This window comes from Pseudoalteromonas sp. BSi20311 (genome assembly GCF_000239875.1).
In the GTDB taxonomy this organism is placed as follows: Bacteria; Pseudomonadota; Gammaproteobacteria; order Enterobacterales; family Alteromonadaceae; genus Pseudoalteromonas.
Genome location: NZ_BADU01000054.1, coordinates 34,789 through 53,384 on the forward strand (window position 1 = coordinate 34,789; position 18,596 = coordinate 53,384).

Here is an 18,596-nt window from a genome sequence, read left to right on the forward strand (position 1 = left end):
CAGGGCGGGCTTTTTTATGAGTTATACTTTTATCACTTCCTCTAAAGCGCAGCGTCTCTTCGTCCTCTTTGTGCATAAATTACCAAAAGATCTGTTCGAAGCTCGTAGCCCGTTGCTCGAAGCAAATTTCCCTATAAAATCGTTAATTTTTTAACCTTTTGGCTTCTAAATGAGTAATTTTCAAAGCACTTAACTTGCAAGCCTTTCTCGTATCAGGCACTGTGAGCATAATTAAAATTATAAACTTAAATAAACAGGAGTGAGGATGTCTCAGTTTGATAATGTAAGTGTCGTTAAACAGGCCAACGTATATTTTGACGGTAAAGTATCGAGTCGTACCGTGGTATTTGGTGATGGCAGTACAAAAACATTAGGTTTTATGCAACCCGGTGAGTTTGAATTCGCAACCAGTAAAAAAGAATTGATGGAATTAAATGGCGGCCAATGGGAAGTGTTACTGCCAGGTGAGAGTGAATGGCAAACAATGTCGGCAGGTGAATCATTTAACGTAGATGCTAATGTTAAATTCCAAGTAAAAGTCGCTGACTTTGCAGATTACTGTTGTTCATACACCGAATAAATATATAGTTGATTAAATTATCAGCACTTCTGAAAGGCCGCTATCACGCGGCTTTTTGCATACTTAATGCTAAATGAATGATCTAAATCAGGTGCGGTAATAAATAATTGCTAAATTTAGCTATTTTCTCTTGTGTTAATTCGTTTAGCCCCCAATACTAACTATGAGGTAACATAAAAAAGGATACCCTATGAAAATTAATCTTTCTGGTCACCATGTTGACGTTACTGATTCTATTAAAGAACACATTAACGAAAAGTTTTCTAAAATTGAGAGTCATTTTCCATCATTGATAGCGCTCGACATTATTCTTTCAAAAGAGCATCACAAGTTCCAAGCAGAAATTAGTACAAATTATGAAGGTGCGCGAATATCAGTTAAAGGGGAAAACGAGGTTATGTACCCAGCCATTTCAAGCGCAGCTAAAAAACTCGATGCCGCACTAAAGCATCGTAAAGGGCAAATAAAAGCAAACTTACATGAAAAGCCTGTAAGTACCACACCTGAAATAGCACACGAAATCATCCAAGAGATGGATTTAAATTAATAACTAACAATGTGTTATTTTTAAAAAGAGCCTAAGGGCTCTTTTTTATTGCCTTTAAATTAGGTAAGTTATGCATTCACACAGTTTATTGATGATTAAAATTAATAATAAAAGCACATAACACACCAAATTTGAGAAGTTAATGCAGTACACACAAAGCACATGGAAGTCTCGGTTAGGGGCGCTCGGCCCAGGTATTTTAATGGCCACCGCTGCCATTGGTGGCTCACACTTAGTTGCATCGACCCAAGCTGGCGCATTATTTGGCTGGCAGCTATTTTGGCTTATTGTGGTGGTTAACGTTTTAAAGTACCCGTTTTTTCGTTTTGGTATGGAATACACACTCGCCACCAAAAACAGTTTAGTGGAAGGGTATAAAAACCAAGGGCCTGGCTATTTTTATAGTTTTATTGCATTGAATATTATTGCCGCAGTGGTAAATACCGCAGGCGTATTGTTGCTTACTGCGAGCTTATTACACTATGCATTACCTATTAGTATTCCTGTTACCTTATTGTGCTGGGTAATATTGGCCGTGTGTTTAATTATATTATTACTGGGGCATTTTAAAGCGCTCGATAACGTTGCAAAAGCTATTATGGGGCTACTTACTATAGCAACCATAACCGCATTAGTTATTGCTATAAATAACGGCCCTGTAGCGTCTGTAAACTATGTTGGCCCCTCACCGTATGAACTTGCCATGTTAGGCTTTATGGTTGCCTTAATGGGCTGGATGCCAGCGCCTATTGAAATTTCGGCTCTGAGCTCGTTGTGGCTTAAAGAAAAACAAACTCAGCAAAGTGTGACTAAAAGCCAAGGCTTATTCGACTTTAATGTAGGCTACTGGTTAACCGCAGGGCTTGCGCTGGTATTTTTTAGTTTAGGTGCGTTAGTGCAATATGGGCAAAGCAGTAATATAGAGCTTGGCGGTGTAGCCTTTGCTAAACAGCTGATTGATATGTATGCACTTACTATTGGCGAGTGGGCAAGGCCTTTGGTATCTGCCATCGCGTTTTTGTGTATGTTTGGCACCACACTCACCGTGCTTGACGGTTACGCCCGAACACTTAACGAATCGCATAAACTTCTTGGTTTTAAGCAATCAAAACACAGCTTAAATACGTGGCTTATATTACAAGCATTGGCTGGTATGGCGGTGATCTTATTTTTTAAATCAGCTCTTGGGCCCATGCTTACCTTTGCCATGACGCTTGCGTTTGTAACTACACCCGTTTTTGCATGGCTTAACTTCAGCCTAGTTCGCTCAGAGCCTGCGATTAAACACAGTCTACTTTTGCGTGGCTTAACCTGGTTAGGCTTGGTGTACTTGGTTGGTTTTGCTGTGGCGTTTGTTGTGTGGAAGTTGATGTGATTTTATATTCGAGGTTCGAGGTTCGAGGTAAATTACCTCTATAGTACTTCGTTAAGAGGGTTAACTATCGACATACTGCAGAGCACCCATAGTCATTAGCGAGCAACATATGTTATTCAAATTGAACCTTAGTGAGAAAAACAACCGAAGGTTATTTTGAGCAATAAATTAGGTGTGTGCTAAAGCTGGTTGAATCAGGTAAGCAATCTTATACAAGTATTGCCACCGTCTATTTATGACAAAAAGTGGACGACTGGCATGCTGTTATGACAATCAAGTTTTGAAATAGTTTGAAAATCTACTAATGTCTACTTAACTATGGGTAGTCCTGTTGGCACTTTAGTAAATAATTTAGTGGTTAGATTGTAGCTTTAACATTATGACTTTAAAGGGAGCATTAAAATGGCAAAACATGATGAACATACAAGTTCATTAGGCGCGATGGCTCCTTATATGATTATAGGTGCAATCATAGGCTCAGTTATCGGGCTTATTGGTGGTTTATTTTTCGATGTATTACCGTTTAGTATATCGGGTGGTATTGCGATTGGTTGCGGCATGGGCTTGGCTATTGGCTCATCGAATGACTCTGACATTAAGTAAATACCAATATAAAATCTATAAATAACCTTAATAGCTAACTGGCTATATATCCAAACTTTAAGCGTTATTCCTTATAGAAAAGAAACTTTAATTATTGTAAATGATTTTTTATTCTCCATGAAATGCTGAACTCAGCACCTCGATGTGGTTTGCGTATATGATTATATTTAACAAAAAACCACTGAACTATAAGAAAGTAAAATGGCTAAACCTTCACTGCACATATAATCTTACTAACTTTCTGCAAGATCTTGCATAAAGCTTTATTGTTTATAACCGTTTGATTGCTAGTAGTTATATGCTCATGTATAATTTTGGGTACATTTAAGGAGTAATTAAACACTCAAAGGAAGCATTATGAAAATGAATAAAACTGCACTCTTATTATTAACGACTCTCGTTGCAAGTCCTACTGCATTAGCTGAACAAACGCCTAACTTTAACTTCGTTTCTGGTGGTTACCTAGACGGTGATATTGATGGCGAGGGTGCCGATGGGTGGACAATTGACGGTAGTAAACTTGTAAGCGAAAATGTATTTTTATCTGGCCAATATCAAACAGTGGGTGACTCGGTAAACGGCGCTGATTTTGATATAAATTGGCTTAGCGCAGGGGTAGGGTACCGGACTGCGATTAGCTCCAGTACTGACTTTTATGGTTTGCTGACATATGAAAATTTAGAGCTAGAAGCATCTTATGCGGGTAGAAGTGAGTCGGAAGATGAAAATGGATATGGCTTATCTGTTGGTCTTCGTTCAATGGTGAGCGAGAGCTTTGAACTAGATGGACGCTTAGGCTACGTCGACATTGATGATGATAGTGAAACGTCTATTTCTGTGGGGGCACGTTATTATATTAATGAAAATCTTTCATTCGGTGCTAATTATATGTCACTAGACGATCTAGACTTGATCAGTGCTACAGTACGATATAGTTTTTAAGACTTAAAAGTCTTATATAAGCGCACTATATTAAGTGCGCTTTTTTGTGTTTAACAGCTACTTGCATGTGATGATTATGTTGGGTTTTGCTGTGCTCAACCCAGCCTAAAACAGAACCTACCTCAACGCAATCTACGTAAAAAAGTTAACAACCTAGGTTAAGATTAACTCAGCTCTTTTATCGCGCTACTTATCCCATCTAAACTCAGCGGGTACATGCGGTTGTTCATTAGCTGCTTTATAAAGTCAATTGATTGATAGTACGGCCAATGCTCAACCGGTTGTGGGTTGAGCCACGCGACTTTATCAAAGTGATTTGTGATTCGGTTCAACCACGCACTGCCGGGTTCTTCATTCCAATGCTCTACTGAGCCGCCAGGATAGGCAATTTCATACGGGCCCATAGTGGCATCACCAACAAATATAACTTTGTAGTCACTGGTGAACTTGTTGATCAGCGTCATGGTGTCAATAACGTTTGAGTGGCGGCGTTGGTTATCTTGCCACACGTGCTCGTATAAGCAGTTATGAAAGTAGTAAAATTCTAAGTGTTTAAATTCGCTGTGGGCGGCGCTAAATAACTCTTCACAGGTATGAATGTAGTCATCCATTGAACCGCCAATATCAAACAGCATCAATACTTTTACCGCGTTGTGGCGCTCGGGGGCCATTTTGACATCGAGCATGCCGCCTTGCTTGGCGGTCGCGCGAATAGTCTCGTTTAAATCAAGGGTGTCGCTTGCGCCAGTACGGGCAAATTTGCGCAGCTTTTTAAGCGCCAATTTTATAGTGCGTGAACCAATTTCACGGTCAGAATCTAGGTTACGGTATTCGCGCTTATCCCACACTTTTACTGCTTGGCGATTGCGGCTGCCGTCTTGACCAATGCGAACGCCCTCAGGGTTATAACCATATGCACCAAAAGGCGAGGTGCCGCCTGTACCTACCCACTTATTGCCGCCAGCATGGCGTTTTTGCTGTTCTTCTAAACGCTCTTTTAGGGTTTTCATTAGCTCTTCGAGCCCGCCCATGGCTTTTAGTTGGGCTTTTTCTTCATCGCTTAGGTGCTTTTCAAACTCTTTACGCAACCAATCTTCAGGTAAATTGTGTTGTTGTTTTAAGCTCTCGAGCAGATCTAAGTCGGCAATACCGCTAAAGTAATCGCTAAAGGCTTTATCGAACCGGTCAAAATGGGTTTCGTCTTTTACCATAATAGTGCGCGCTAAATGATAAAACGCGTCTACATCAGCAAATATAACGCCTTGTTTTAAAGCGTTAATTAAATCGAGTAGCTCTCTTAGGCTTACTGGTAAGCGGTATTTGCGTAGCGTGAAAAAAAACTGTACCAACATGTTAGCGACGGCTCATAAACGCAAGTTTTTCGATTAGGCTTATGTCTTGCTCGTTTTTAAGCAGCGCACCAAACATCGGCATTAAACCGCCTTTTTGCGCTTTGTCGTGCAGGGTTTTGGCATCTATATCTTCAGCCATTAATAGTTTTAACCAATCCAGCAATTCGCTGGTGGATGGCTTCTTTTTAAGGCTGTTGGCTTCACGTAAGTTAAAAAATACTTCTAGCGCTTGGCGAACTAAATCTTGTTTAACATGCGGGTAGTGCACATCAATAATTTGCTGCATTTCGTCGCTATTTGGAAAATCAATATAATGGAAAAAACAGCGACGTAAAAACGCATCAGGCAGCTCTTTTTCATTGTTTGATGTGATGATCACAATAGGGCGCTCTTTAGCCACAATGCGCTCACCGGTTTCGTATACATGAAATTCCATTTTATCGAGTTCGAGTAGTAAATCGTTTGGAAACTCAATATCGGCTTTGTCTATTTCGTCAATAAGCAGTACTGGGCGTTTGCCGTTTAATTCAGCGTACATGAAGGCTTGCCACAGCTTACCTTTAACTATGTAGTTGCTAATATTGTGAACGCGCTCATCACCTAGCTGGCTGTCGCGCAAACGCGATACCGCATCGTACTCGTACAAACCTTGCTGCGCTTTAGTGGTTGATTTTATATGCCACTGAATAAGCTCAGTATCTAAACTTTTCGCTAACTCTTCGGCCAGCATGGTTTTACCTGTGCCAGGCTCGCCTTTAATTAAAAGCGGTTTTTGCAGCATAATAGCGGCGTTTACTGCCTGTTTTAATGCTGAGCTTGCGATGTAATTATCAGTAGAATTAAATTGCACGGGTTATCCTTTATCTGGTCTGAGCAGTAATTATTATGCGTTATAATGCCATAGTTAATCGGCTTCACCAAGGTAGGCAAAACGGGCGATAGTTTTACCGTCTTTTTCTACGGTTTCAGTAAACATACTTAGTGGGCGTGCCCATATGCCGTACTCACCGTATAAGGCTTGGTAAATAACCAACTGCTCGTTGGTTTCGCTGTGGGTCGCCACATGCATAACTTTATATTGTGGGCCTTTGTAGTGTTGATATAAACCCAGTTTTAGTGCTGTAGTCATAGTCTGTTATCTTGTATAATTTGCCTTCGCTTTTTATTATGCCAAAGAATACAGCAATACTATGAATTATATTTCTCTTGATGATTACAAAAAAGCCTGGGTATTTCGCCATAAAGATATTCCGGTTTCAGATATTGATGCAGCCAATATTAAACCTATGACCAGCGAACGTGCTGCAGTGCTATGGACAACCATGGTGAGTCGTGAACATGATCATCCTGACTTTTTTGATAAAACCGATTGGTGCGCGCAAGAGCAAAACTTTAGCCAAGAAATTAATTGGGAAGATGCGTGGGAAAGCGAAGATCCCCAATTTCCTGACGCTATTTTAAACCACCTAGACTGGCAGGCTAACACCACCGTTTATTTTTGTATGGCGCGCGATAATATTATTGAAACGAGCTTTGATGTGTTTAAACGCAACTGGCAAAACTTTATGTTTTTAGCTGATGGCAGTTTATTAATTGGAAAAAAACGTAATACGGTTGTGCAATTTTTAGAATCAGGCATTGCGAAATTAGGCGAAAAGCCCTAACAATCGGTGCTTAAAAACTGTGCATTACTGTGTTATAAAACATCTATTAAGGTGTTTTTGAGTATAGCGATTGGTCAGTAAAAATAAGCAGTTTGACACAAACCAACAAGTTGAAATGTGGCAAACTGATGCACAAAAAGTGCTTTATGCACAATTATGTAATGCCTTTTATCAGCGTGAGGTGCAGCGCTTAGTGGCTGAACCTAATGGCGACCGTTTACGCAGGCAATTAAAAAGCCTGCCTTATTATATTGAACGTGCCGCAACACGGGTGGCTAATGCACCATTGCCTTTTACGCTTGATGCGCAAAATGGAGGCTGGCTTGAAAAACAAAAACCAACTCCGCCAGAAGTTAATTCTTCAGCGAATGAACTTTTTTATCAAGCGCATGCCAAAGTTGGGCTGATTATTCCTGTATTATTACAAAGTCACGGCCAAATTCGGGTTAGAATAGACAGCATTGATCAAGTAACTAAAACACAGGTTCATTGCAATGAGCTTGGCTGGTTTGATTTTTTAGGTCAAGGGCTTGAGCAGCAAAGTGCGCAATTACTCAAACCCAACAAAGCAACGCTTGCTGCGGCGTGTTGTGGCCATCAGTGGCAGTTTTCAAAGCGCAGTACGCCACGGGTATTATCGTTACGGGAAATGTTACTAGCTGCCAATATTAATTGGCGCAATGTTAAGCGGCCATTGGCGTAAAGCTTACAATTCAAAATTAAAATAAGGAGTGTTTAATGCGATTTTTTCAATTTGGCTTGTTGTGCTTAGCACTTTTTATCCAGTACCGCCTTTGGTTTGGTCATAACGGGGTGCAAGACTACACCCGTTTAAAAAATGCGGTGGCATCGCATCAACAAACTAACGAAAAACTAATAAAGCGTAATAAAGTATTAAAAGCGGATATAGAAGATTTAAAGCTCGGCCACGAAGGCATTGAAGAGCGTGCCCGCAACGAATTAGGAATGATTAAACCGGACGAAACCTTTATTCGTGTTTTACCGGCTCAACACCATGACAAATAAATTTACTATTGCAGCTATTGTTCCTGCCGCAGGTGTTGGCAGCAGAATGCAACACACAACACCAAAGCAATATATTTCCTTAGCAGGGAAAACCATTTTAGAGCACACGCTCGCTAAGTTATCGCAGTTACCGCAGTTAAACTCTATAGTGGTGGCTTTGAGCGAAACCGACCCTTACTTTGACGACCTTACGCTAGCTGATCCTCGCATCGTGCGTGCTATTGGCGGTAAAGAGCGTGCAGATTCAGTATTAAACAGTTTATTGTTTTTAGCTGCCAATCCACCGACTTGGGTTTTGGTGCATGATGCAGCAAGACCTTTAGTTGATATTGCTGATATAGAGCGCTTAATCGCACAGTGCATGCAGGCTGATGAAGGCGGCATTTTAGCCAGCAAAGTAAAAGACACTATAAAACGAGGGCAAAGCCATGCGCAGCAAACTGTGCCTCGTGATGATTTATGGCAAGCGCTTACCCCGCAACTGTTTAAATACGACGAGCTTAAAACGGCATTGCAAAGTGCGCTTAACAGCGGTGCAACCATTACTGATGAAGCCAGTGCAATGGAGTGGGCAAATAAGCCGGTAAAGCTGGTAGCAGGGCGTAGTGACAATATTAAAATTACCACCCCAGAAGATTTAGATTTAGCTGGCTTTTTACTGCAAAAACAAAATAATGAGAGTGCAACATGATACGAATAGGCCATGGTTTTGACGTGCATAAATTTGGAGGCCAAGGGCCTTTAACCATCTGCGGCGAAAAAATTGATTACCCGCAAGGCTTTTTAGCACACTCAGATGGAGATGTAGCTATTCATGCGTTGTGTGACGCGATTTTAGGCTCATTAGCGCTGGGCGATATTGGTAAGCACTTTCCAGATACAGCCAGTGAGTATGAAAATATCGATAGCCGTATTTTACTTCGCCATGTAGTGAGTCTAGCCAAGCAACAGGGCTATGTATTAGGCAATGCGGATGTCACTATTGTGGCACAAGCACCAAAAATGCTGCCGCACATTCAAGCAATGCGAACCAATCTTGCCAGTGATTTAAATGCTGAGCTTTCACAGATAAATGTTAAAGCCACAACCACTGAAAAGCTCGGGTTTGAGGGGCGAAAAGAAGGCATTTCAAGCCATGCCGTGGTCATTATGAGCAAACAAAACGCATGAGCGAATTAAATTATTTATATGGCGCGCCGCTTTCTAAAGCCGACTTTAAAACCACCGCAGAAGACTTTATGGTTGATGAGGAGCTCGGTATAGAGTTTACCGGCAGTGGTGAACACGTGTGTTTGCAAGTGGTTAAAAAGGGTGAAAACACCCAATATGTTGCCAAGCTGATTGCACAAAAAGCGGGTGTATCGCCACGTGATGTAAGTTATGCCGGCATGAAAGACCGCCATGGAGTATGCTCGCAGTGGTTTAGCGTAAAAGTACCGATTAAAAAACATATTGATTTTACTGAGCTCAACAGCGAAAGCGTGTTTGTGGTTTCGCAGCAGCGCCATGAGCGAAAATTGCGCACCGGTTGCCATAAAGGAAATAGATTTACTATTACCTTGCGCAATGTAACCGAGCCGCTTGATATTTTATGCCGTATAAACGCAGTACGCGCAGGTGTGCCTAACTACTTTGGTGAGCAGCGTTTTGGCCGTGATGGGCATAACTTAGTGATGGCCGAAAAGATGTTTGCCGGTGAGCGTATTCGCGATAAAAAGCTGCGAGGCATTATTATTTCTGCTGCGCGTTCACATGTGTTTAATCAAATTGTTAGTTTACGCGTGGCAGAGCATGGCCTTGCTAAAACCATGCACCGCGAAGTATTTATGCTAAGTGGTAGCAATGCGTTTTTTGAAGATGCGATAAGTGATGAAAATATTGCACGGCTTGCCTCAGGCGACATTATGATGTCGGCGCCCATGGTTGGCAAAAGTGAAAAAGGCTTAACCGAACAAGAAAAAACATGGTTGGCACCGTATCAAGCATGGTGTGATGGCTTAGGTGAGCTAGGGCTTAAAAACGAGCGCAGAATGCTGCGTTTAATCCCTCAAGATCTAAGTGTAGAAACACTTGATGAACGCACATTAAAACTCAGCTTTGGTTTACCCAAAGGCTGCTTTGCAACGGCTTTACTGCGCGAACTGGTTGATTATACTGACGCCAGTCCTCGCGAGCGAAAAGAAAAGGATAACGCAGATGAAGATTCTATTAAGTAATGATGATGGTGTTAATGCCAAAGGTATTGCTGTTTTATACCAAGCATTAACACAAATTGCTGAGGTAACGCTGGTTGCGCCAGATAGAAATTGCAGTGGCGCTAGTAATTCACTAACGTTAATGAATCCTTTGCGTGCAACGACACTCGACAATGGCTTTATGTCGGTTAATGGCACGCCAACGGATTGTGTGCATTTAGGTGTGAATCAATTAATGGATGAAAAGCCCGATTTAGTGGTAGCCGGTATTAACCACGGCGGCAATTTAGGTGACGATACACTTTACTCTGGTACGGTTGCTGCGGCGACTGAAGGTCGTCATCTGGGCTTACCAGCAATTGCGGTGTCTTTGTGCTCTCACCTTGGTGAACACTTTGAAACGGCAGCAGCCGTTACGGTCAATATTATTAAAGGGCTTGCTTCGCATCCGCTGCCTAAAGATCAGATCATCAATATTAATGTGCCAGATATTCCTTTAAGTGAGCTAAAAGGTGTTCAGGTAACTCGCTTAGGCGCGCGACACAAAGCAGAAACCATGACCAAGCAAAGCGATCCTTGGGGACGCGATATTTTTTGGTATGGTTCTTTGGGTACAGAAAGCGATGCCGGTGAAGGCACCGATTTTTATGCTGTAAATAATGGCTATGCATCAGTCACCCCATTGAGCGTTGATATGACTGCCAAAGACAGTATTAAAGCCGTGGGAGAGTGGTTAGCCGAGTTGGAGATCAACCGTGCTGGCTAATTATACCCGCAGTGCACAAGCGCTTTCAGACCTATTACAACGAGAGGGCGTAGAAGATAAGGAGGTTTTAAAGGCGATTTCGCAAATTCCTCGGCATATTTTTATTGATGATGTACTAAAGCACAAAGCGTATCAAAATACTGCGCTACCGATAGGGCAAGGACAAACTATTTCTCAGCCTTACATTGTTGCCCGTATGACCGAATTGATGCGTTTAGCCGGCGTGAAAAGTAAAGTGTTAGAAATTGGTACCGGATCCGGCTATCAAACCGCGGTACTGGCTAAAACCTTTGATAAGGTGTATTCGGTTGAGCGTATAAAAGCTTTGCAATGGCAAGCAAAGCGTCGATTACATCAGCTCGATTTATATAATGTCACTATGAAACACGGTGACGGTTGGCAAGGATGGCAATCGCAAGCGCCATTTAATGGCATTATTGTTACCGCTGCGGCAACGATTATCCCTCCAGAACTACTCGCACAACTTGCAGATGGAGGCGTATTACTCGGCCCCATTGGTGAGGCAGAACAAAAATTAACCATGGTTATTCGCCAAGGCGATAGCTTTACAGAGCATGTAATTGCGCCAGTAAGATTTGTACCTTTGGTCCCTGGCGATATTGAATAGGAATTCATTTTGAAGTTGTTTACCAAGTTATATGATATGGCCTTAGTGTGGGCTAAGCATCGCCATGCAGAACGTTATTTAGCAGGGATGAGCTTTGCCGAATCGGTTTTTTTTCCGGTGCCACCCGATGTAATGTTAGCGCCTATGTCGCTGGCACAACCGAGTAAAGCATGGCGATTTGCAAGCTTTGCTACCGTAGCTTCTGTGCTTGGCGGCGTGCTAGGTTATCTACTAGGGTTTTGGTTATTTGAACCTGTTGTAGAGCCTTTTATTGCACAAATGCAATGGCAAGATAAATTTAATACGGCACTTGCATGGTTTAAAGATTATGGCGTATGGGTGGTATTTTTAGCCGGGTTTTCGCCTATTCCTTATAAGGTATTTACTATTGGTGCAGGGGTATTACAGATGGCGTTTTTACCCTTTATTGTTGCATCGGCGGTTGGACGAGGGGCGCGTTTCTTTTTAGTATCTGCTTTAATGAAATGGGGCGGAGTTAAAATGGAGCAAAAATTACGTCAATATATTGAAGTGCTTGGCTGGGCTGTGGTTGCTTTAATTGTTGTTGCGTACATTTTATTACGTTAAGTACTATATATTAATGTTATTAACGCAGAGGGCAAAACGCATTGAATAAACAAATACGCTGTTATGTTGCTTTATTTATTAGTGTTTTTCTCTGTGCATGCTCGTCTCGCCATGTTCCCGCACCGGTAAGCAGTTTAAATAATAATATTAATGACTATCCCTCACGGATTAATATTAACGGCGGAAAATACACAGTACAAAAAGGCGATACACTTTACTCGATTGCTTTTAGTGCCGGAAAAGATTTCAGGGAGCTTGCAAAAAACAATGCAATTGCATCACCTTACATTATTGTTCCTGGTCAGGTTGTTTCTCTTTTAGAACCAAGCAAGCCAAGAGTTACAGCAAAAACGAATCAAAAACACCCAGCTAAAAAGTCATCTAATTTACAAAAAAGTAACAAGAAATCAAAGAAAGAGCTTGATAAGCCGAAAAAACGAAGGTATGTTCAAAAACAAGCTAACCAAAAAATTAGCAAGTCTCAAGGTTCTGCAAACAGAAAGTTGAGTTGGTTTTGGCCTGCTAAAGGTAAAATAATCCAACGCTTTTCTAACAAGGAAAATGGTTATAAAGGCCTACAGATTGCTAATAAAAAGGGGTCGGCAGTATTCGCCGCTGCTCAAGGAACGGTAGTCTATGCGGGTAGTGCACTAAGAGGTTACGGTAATTTAATTATATTGAAACATAATGATGATTACCTAAGTGCTTATGCACATAACTCAAAGTTACTTGTTAAAGAAAAGCAAACAGTGAAGGCGGGACAAAAAATAGCAGAAATTGGTAATTCAGAGTCTTCAGTAACGGCACTTCGTTTTGAAATTCGTTATCGAGGAAAAGCTGTTAACCCTGCTAAATACCTACCCTGAACTAAAGGTGTTGATTGATTGTTCTGGAGAAGGCTCATGGCTAATACAGCAAAAGCTAATAAAACGACTACAGACCTTAATCATAAAGTTATTGATAGCTTGCTCAGGAGAAGTCTTATGGCTGATGTAGCAAAAGCTGAGAAAACCCCCACTGATGATAAGTTTGACGATTCAAAAGTTGAAGATCCAACGCAACTACTTGATGACGTGGAAGATGAAGACGTATTTGTTAAAGAAGAAGTCACTAAAAACCTCGACGCCACTCAGTTATACCTAGGCGAAATTGGTTTTTCCCCTCTATTAAGTGCCGAAGAAGAAGTCTTTTTTGCACGAAAATCGCTTAAAGGCTGTGAAGCTTCCCGTAAACGCATGATTGAAAGTAACTTACGCTTGGTTGTGAAAATTGCGCGCAGGTATAACAATCGTGGGCTTGCTCTACTCGATTTAATTGAAGAAGGTAACTTAGGACTCATTAGAGCGGTTGAAAAGTTTGATCCTGAACGTGGTTTTCGATTTTCTACTTATGCTACATGGTGGATACGTCAAACCATTGAGCGGGCGATAATGAATCAAACGCGTACTATTCGTTTGCCTATTCATGTTGTTAAAGAGCTTAACGTTTATTTACGTACAGCACGTGAGCTAACGCAAAAGCTTGATCATGAGCCTACCGCAGAAGAAATTGCAGAAAGCTTAGATAGACCGGTCGAAGACGTTACTAAAATGCTACGCCTAAATGAAAAAATAGCGTCTGTAGATATGCCCATTGGTAGCGAGAATGACAGTGCATTATTAGATGTGATAGCCGATGAAAAAAATGTAGGCCCTGAAGGTGAAGTACAAAACAACGATATGAATACGCATATTATTGACTGGTTAGGTGAGTTAAACCCTAAGCAACGCGAAGTACTGGCACGTCGGTTTGGTTTACTAGGCTATGAACCCTCAACCCTTGAAGATGTTGGCCGTGAAATAGGCTTAACCCGTGAGCGAGTTCGCCAAATACAGGTTGAGGCGCTACGTCGGTTAAAAGATATTTTGCAACAAGAAGGCTTAAGTACCAAAAGCTTATTTGAACAGTTCGCTTAATCTAAACACACAGAAAAATGAATACAGCCCGGCTTTTTAAGCCGGGCTGTTTACGTATAAAGCAGTGCTTTTAATTTATAAAGCAGTTCATGCGCCTGACGCGGTGATAGGTTATCAGGGTCTATTGCGCTCATTTGTTGCTCAAGCTCACTAGGCTGAATTATTTGCGGTTCACTATCAAACGGTAAAACCTGTTGCTCTGTAGTGACTGTGGTGACACTTTGATGGTTTTCAAGCAAGCTTAGCTTTTGTTTAGCTTGGGCAATAACTGCTTTAGGCACCCCGGCCAGTGCCGCTACTTGCAAACCAAAACTTTTACTTGCGGCACCATCTAATACCGTGTGCATAAAGGCAATGGTATCGTTGTGTTCAATGGCATCTAGGTGCACATTAACCAGCCCAGGCGTTTGTTCTGCAAGCTCAGTGAGTTCAAAGTAATGGGTTGCGAACAAAGTTTTAGCCGCGATTTTTGAAGCGAGGTGATCAGCCGTAGCGTACGCCAGTGATAAACCATCGTAAGTACTGGTTCCTCGGCCTATTTCATCCATTAATACCAATGATTGTGCAGTGGCATTATTTAAAATTGCCGCGGTTTCGGTCATTTCAACCATGAAGGTTGAACGCCCAGATGCTAAGTCGTCACTGGCGCCAATACGGGTAAATATTCTATCTATATTACCAATTTTAGCGCTATCGGCAGGAACGTAACAGCCAATATGTGCCATAAGCACAATAAGGGCAGTTTGGCGCATGTAGGTTGATTTACCGCCCATGTTAGGGCCGGTAATAATCAACATTTTACGCTGGTTATTGAGTTCCACAGGGTTGGCAATAAACGGGTCTTTCATTACCTGCTCTACCACAGGGTGGCGGCCTTGTTTAATGCTGATATTATCGTTATCGCAAAGCTCAGGCTTGGCATAATTAAGTGTTTGAGCACGCTCTGCTAAATTGTTCAGTACATCTAAATCGGCAATGACCGAGGCCATTATTTGTAGTTGCTCAATATGCGGAGCAATAAACTCAAATAACTGTTCGTATAATTGTTTTTCAAGGGCCAACGCTTTTGATTGACTGCCGAGAACTTTGTCTTCGTGTTCTTTTAGTTCTGGGATTATATAGCGCTCGTTATTTTTTAATGTTTGACGACGAATGTAATCTGCAGGCACTAAGTGCGAGTTGGCGCGGCTCACTTCAATAAAAAAGCCATGCACTCGGTTATAACCAATCTTAAGTGTACTAATACCTGTACGTTCACGTTCGCGCTGCTCTAGCTGTTCAAGCACATCGGTTGCACCTTGGCTTAAATTACGCCACTCATCGAGTTCGCTGTTATACCCTGGCGCAATAACACCACCATCACGAATTAACACTGGTGGGTTATCAATCACTGCACGTTCAAGTAATGCTTGAAGCTCGGGGAGCTCTTTAGAGTGGGCAATAATATGAGAAATACGCGCATCTGTGGCATCGTTTAATAAGCTATGTAGCGGTGCTAATGCTTGAAGCGCACTACGAAGCCTTGTTAAATCACGTGGGCGAGCCGTGTGTAATGCCAAGCGAGCAATTACACGTTCTATATCACCAATCTCTTTGAGCGCGTCATGCAGCTCACTGCATAATTGCACATCTAAAATAGCACTAATGGCATTTAGACGAGAGTTTAACTCGTCTTTATTACGAATAGGGGTATGAATACGACGCTTAAGTAATCGCGAGCCCATCGCTGTGGCTGTTTTATCAAGCACTTGGGCAAGGGTATTTTCAAAGCCACCTGATAGATTAACGGTAAGTTCAAGGTTTTTGCGAGTTGGCGCATCCAAAATTACTGCGTGTTCATTATGCTCAAGGGTAATTGCACGAATGTGCGGTAATGCAATACGTTGGGTATCTTTTACGTACTGCATTAAACAGCCTGCTGCCACCAAGGCGCTATGTGCTTTGTCGACCCCAAAACCGACTAAATCTTTGGTGCCAAACTGCTCGCATAGTAAGTGTTGCGCGGTATCAAGGTCAAACTCCCAATCAGGGCGACGACGCGCTCCCTTAATATGTTCAATTAAATGAGTGTTTTCAAAGTGTTCACTATATAGTAACTCAGCAGGCGCTAAGCGTTGTAGGGTTGAGCTAAATGCTTCATCAGTGTTTACTTCAACAACATTGAAGCGCCCAGAGTTGATATCAAGATACGCAACACCGTATAAGCCTTTTTTATTTTGCCAAACACTGGTTAGTAAGTTGTCTTGGCGCTCTTGTAGTAAGGCTTCGTCAGAAATAGTTCCTGGGGTTACAATACGGACTACTTTACGCTCAACAGGGCCTTTGCTGGTGGCAGGGTCACCCACTTGTTCACAAATAGCCACCGACTCGCCCATTTGTACTAAGCGGGCTAAGTAGTTTTCTACCGCATGATAAGGCACGCCCGCCATAGGAATAGGATCGCCCCCTGCTTTGCCACGGTGTGTTTGTGAAATATCAAGCAACTGCGCGGCGCGTTTTGCGTCATCAAAAAAGAGTTCGTAAAAATCCCCCATCCGATAAAACAATAAAATATCGCGATGCTCTGATTTTATTTTTAGATACTGCTGCATCATAGGGGTTTGTTGTTTTATAGTGTGCGGTGCATAAAGATCAAACGACATGTATTTACCCAAAGGCTGAATATGGAATTACATCAAGAGATTAAGACACTTGCTGCGCAATTAGGCGCTATTTTAACGGATAAACGCTTATGGATCACTACCGCTGAATCATGTACTGGTGGTGGAGTGAGTTATTCGCTTACCGATACCCCAGGCAGCTCAGCATATATTGACCGTGCATTTGTCACTTATAGCAATAACGCAAAGCATGAATTACTCAATGTGAAGCATGATACCCTAGAGGAATTTGGCGCGGTGAGCGAACAAACAGTCATTGAGATGGCAGCAGGCGCTTGTAAGGCTGCAAATGCTGATATTGGCATTGCTATTTCAGGGATTGCAGGACCCGGTGGTGCTACTGAGGGCAAACTGGTAGGGCTCGTGTGGTTTGGACTGCAAATTAACGGTAAACACTGGACGTTTGAACAAGTATTTAATGGTAACAGGGCGCAAGTTAGGCTGCAAGCTATTGTATTTTCTTTAAAAATCATAATAGAGAAGATAAAATAATAAAATTAGCTTGATACTGTGATTTCATACAGTATACTTGTCTGCATTAGCTGGATTTGGAGAAGAAAATGAACGATAACAAACAAAAAGCGTTGGACGCAGCTTTATCACAAATTGAACGTCAATTTGGTAAAGGCTCAATCATGAAATTGGGTGACAATAAAGCGTTAAACATTGACGCTGTATCAACAGGCTCGCTAGGTATTGATATTGCCTTAGGCATAGGCGGCTTGCCGATGGGGCGTATTGTTGAAGTATATGGCCCAGAGTCATCAGGTAAAACAACGCTAACATTGCAAGTTATCGCTGAAGCTCAAAAAGAAGGTAAAACCTGTGCCTTTGTTGATGCTGAGCATGCTCTTGATCCAATTTATGCACAAAAACTAGGTGTTAACATTGATGAGTTACTGGTATCTCAACCAGATACAGGTGAGCAAGCACTGGAAATTTGTGACATGTTAGTGCGTTCAAGCGCGGTTGATGTAGTGATTGTCGATTCGGTTGCAGCATTGACACCAAAAGCTGAGATTGAAGGCGACATGGGTGATTCACACATGGGTCTACAAGCACGTTTAATGTCACAAGCATTACGTAAGCTTACAGGTAACATTAAGCGTTCAAACACACTATGTATTTTCATTAACCAAATCCGTATGAAAATTGGTGTAATGTTTGGTAACCCTGAAACAACAACTGGTGGTAATGCCCTGAAATTTTACGCCTCTGTACGTATTGATATTCGCCGTATTGGTTCGGTAAAAGAAGGCGATGAAGTTGTTGGTAATGAAACGCGCGTTAAAATTGTGAAAAACAAAGTTGCACCGCCGTTCAAACAAGCTGAATTTATCATTATGTATGGCGAAGGTATTTCTAAGCAGGGCGAGCTGATTGATTTAGGTGTTAAGCACAAAATTGTTGAAAAAGCGGGTGCTTGGTACAGTTACAATGGCAACAAAGTTGGCCAAGGTAAGTCTAATTCGATTAAGTTCCTTAAAGAAAACCCTGAAATTGCAGATGAAATTGAAGGTAAATTACGAGAGATGCTATTGCTAAAAGCAACGGTTGAGCCAGAAGATGGCGAAGACGTATTAGGTGATGAAGGCGACCTTTAAGCCCATTTGTTTTAAAGCTTGATTTGACCCGAGCTTAAAAAAAGCGCTAACCATTAGGTTAGCGCTTTTTATTGTTTGTCTTATAAAGTAGTACTTAAAGTACCTAGTTAG

At 41.8% G+C, this 18,596-nt stretch carries 22 protein-coding genes; 18 read left to right on the forward strand and 4 right to left on the reverse strand.

The features are described from left to right. The first annotated feature begins 265 nt into the window (after positions 1-265). The 5 genes from P20311_RS04860 to P20311_RS04880 all read left to right on the forward strand — a co-directional run bounded on the left by P20311_RS04860 (position 266) and on the right by P20311_RS04880 (position 4,047). On the forward strand, positions 266-580 hold the full coding sequence (locus P20311_RS04860; RefSeq protein ID WP_008110320.1) for a pyrimidine/purine nucleoside phosphorylase: 315 nt from the start codon (positions 266-268) through the stop codon (positions 578-580). A 190-nt stretch (positions 581-770) separates the two neighbouring features. Beyond that, positions 771-1,127, forward strand: coding sequence for a ribosome hibernation-promoting factor, HPF/YfiA family (gene hpf / locus P20311_RS04865; protein WP_008110321.1), 357 nt, complete (start codon positions 771-773; stop codon positions 1,125-1,127). Positions 1,128-1,269: 142 nt separating this feature from the next. Next, complete coding sequence (locus P20311_RS04870; protein WP_008110322.1) at positions 1,270-2,502, forward strand: NRAMP family divalent metal transporter; 1,233 nt, start codon at positions 1,270-1,272, stop codon at positions 2,500-2,502. A gap of 402 nt (positions 2,503-2,904) precedes the next feature. Next, the gene (locus tag P20311_RS04875) at positions 2,905-3,105 is read left to right on the forward strand and encodes a hypothetical protein (protein WP_008110323.1); all 201 of its coding nucleotides are present in this window, start codon (positions 2,905-2,907) and stop codon (positions 3,103-3,105) included. Positions 3,106-3,462: 357 nt separating this feature from the next. Beyond that, positions 3,463-4,047 carry an outer membrane beta-barrel protein gene (locus tag P20311_RS04880; RefSeq protein ID WP_008110324.1) on the forward strand — a complete coding sequence of 195 codons (585 nt, stop codon included), beginning with the start codon at positions 3,463-3,465 and terminating at the stop codon, positions 4,045-4,047. Positions 4,048-4,211: 164 nt separating this feature from the next. Here P20311_RS04880 and P20311_RS04885 read toward each other — a convergent pair whose 3' ends face one another. From P20311_RS04885 to P20311_RS04895, 3 genes are read right to left on the reverse strand one after another with little or no spacing between them, the layout of a single operon-like run. Then, positions 4,212-5,399 carry a VWA domain-containing protein gene (locus P20311_RS04885; RefSeq protein ID WP_008110325.1) on the reverse strand — a complete coding sequence of 396 codons (1,188 nt, stop codon included), beginning with the start codon at positions 5,397-5,399 and terminating at the stop codon, positions 4,212-4,214. Position 5,400: 1 nt separating this feature from the next. Continuing rightward, complete coding sequence (locus P20311_RS04890; RefSeq protein WP_008110326.1) at positions 5,401-6,249, reverse strand: MoxR family ATPase; 849 nt, start codon at positions 6,247-6,249, stop codon at positions 5,401-5,403. 54 nt (positions 6,250-6,303) lie between these two features. Further along, a complete protein-coding gene (locus tag P20311_RS04895) occupies positions 6,304-6,528 on the reverse strand; it encodes a DUF1653 domain-containing protein (RefSeq protein WP_008110327.1) in 225 nt (74 codons plus the stop codon). Positions 6,529-6,589: 61 nt separating this feature from the next. Between P20311_RS04895 and P20311_RS04900 the strand changes: the two genes are divergently transcribed. From P20311_RS04900 to rpoS, 11 genes are all read left to right on the forward strand, one after another. Then, complete coding sequence (locus tag P20311_RS04900; protein WP_008110328.1) at positions 6,590-7,063, forward strand: DUF2947 domain-containing protein; 474 nt, start codon at positions 6,590-6,592, stop codon at positions 7,061-7,063. A 115-nt stretch (positions 7,064-7,178) separates the two neighbouring features. After that, complete coding sequence (locus P20311_RS04905) at positions 7,179-7,766, forward strand: hypothetical protein (RefSeq protein WP_370587300.1); 588 nt, start codon at positions 7,179-7,181, stop codon at positions 7,764-7,766. A gap of 35 nt (positions 7,767-7,801) precedes the next feature. Beyond that, the gene (ftsB, locus tag P20311_RS04910) at positions 7,802-8,089 is read left to right on the forward strand and encodes a cell division protein FtsB (RefSeq protein ID WP_008110330.1); all 288 of its coding nucleotides are present in this window, start codon (positions 7,802-7,804) and stop codon (positions 8,087-8,089) included. Continuing rightward, positions 8,079-8,780: a 2-C-methyl-D-erythritol 4-phosphate cytidylyltransferase gene (gene ispD, locus P20311_RS04915; RefSeq protein WP_008110331.1), complete on the forward strand. Its 702-nt coding sequence runs from the start codon at positions 8,079-8,081 to the stop codon at positions 8,778-8,780. Before ftsB ends, ispD begins: the two co-directional genes overlap by 11 nt. Continuing rightward, positions 8,777-9,259 (forward strand): 2-C-methyl-D-erythritol 2,4-cyclodiphosphate synthase, encoded by a 483-nt coding sequence (gene ispF, locus P20311_RS04920; protein ID WP_008110332.1) that lies wholly within the window; start codon positions 8,777-8,779, stop codon positions 9,257-9,259. Before ispD ends, ispF begins: the two co-directional genes overlap by 4 nt. Continuing rightward, complete coding sequence (truD, locus tag P20311_RS04925) at positions 9,256-10,305, forward strand: tRNA pseudouridine(13) synthase TruD (protein WP_008110333.1); 1,050 nt, start codon at positions 9,256-9,258, stop codon at positions 10,303-10,305. The genes ispF and truD overlap by 4 nt, the downstream gene beginning before the upstream one ends. Next, the gene (gene surE / locus P20311_RS04930; RefSeq protein ID WP_008110334.1) at positions 10,286-11,050 is read left to right on the forward strand and encodes a 5'/3'-nucleotidase SurE; all 765 of its coding nucleotides are present in this window, start codon (positions 10,286-10,288) and stop codon (positions 11,048-11,050) included. Before truD ends, surE begins: the two co-directional genes overlap by 20 nt. Continuing rightward, positions 11,040-11,678 (forward strand): protein-L-isoaspartate(D-aspartate) O-methyltransferase, encoded by a 639-nt coding sequence (locus P20311_RS04935; RefSeq protein ID WP_008110335.1) that lies wholly within the window; start codon positions 11,040-11,042, stop codon positions 11,676-11,678. The genes surE and P20311_RS04935 overlap by 11 nt, the downstream gene beginning before the upstream one ends. A gap of 9 nt (positions 11,679-11,687) precedes the next feature. Beyond that, complete coding sequence (locus tag P20311_RS04940; RefSeq protein ID WP_008110336.1) at positions 11,688-12,266, forward strand: YqaA family protein; 579 nt, start codon at positions 11,688-11,690, stop codon at positions 12,264-12,266. Positions 12,267-12,307: 41 nt separating this feature from the next. Continuing rightward, a complete protein-coding gene (locus P20311_RS04945; RefSeq protein WP_008110337.1) occupies positions 12,308-13,132 on the forward strand; it encodes a peptidoglycan DD-metalloendopeptidase family protein in 825 nt (274 codons plus the stop codon). A gap of 117 nt (positions 13,133-13,249) precedes the next feature. Further along, a complete protein-coding gene (gene rpoS, locus P20311_RS04950; RefSeq protein WP_008110338.1) occupies positions 13,250-14,221 on the forward strand; it encodes an RNA polymerase sigma factor RpoS in 972 nt (323 codons plus the stop codon). A gap of 50 nt (positions 14,222-14,271) precedes the next feature. On the opposite strand, the gene mutS is transcribed toward rpoS, so the two are convergent. Beyond that, entirely contained in the window at positions 14,272-16,863 is a 2,592-nt protein-coding gene (gene mutS, locus P20311_RS04955) for a DNA mismatch repair protein MutS (RefSeq protein WP_008110339.1), read from the reverse strand. Positions 16,864-16,884: 21 nt separating this feature from the next. Here mutS and P20311_RS04960 point away from each other — a divergent pair, with 21 nt between their 5' ends. Continuing rightward, positions 16,885-17,373, forward strand: coding sequence for a CinA family protein (locus tag P20311_RS04960; RefSeq protein ID WP_008110341.1), 489 nt, complete (start codon positions 16,885-16,887; stop codon positions 17,371-17,373). Between the two features lie 68 nt (positions 17,374-17,441). After that, a complete protein-coding gene (gene recA / locus P20311_RS04965; RefSeq protein WP_008110343.1) occupies positions 17,442-18,485 on the forward strand; it encodes a recombinase RecA in 1,044 nt (347 codons plus the stop codon). Positions 18,486-18,596: the final 111 nt, after the last annotated feature.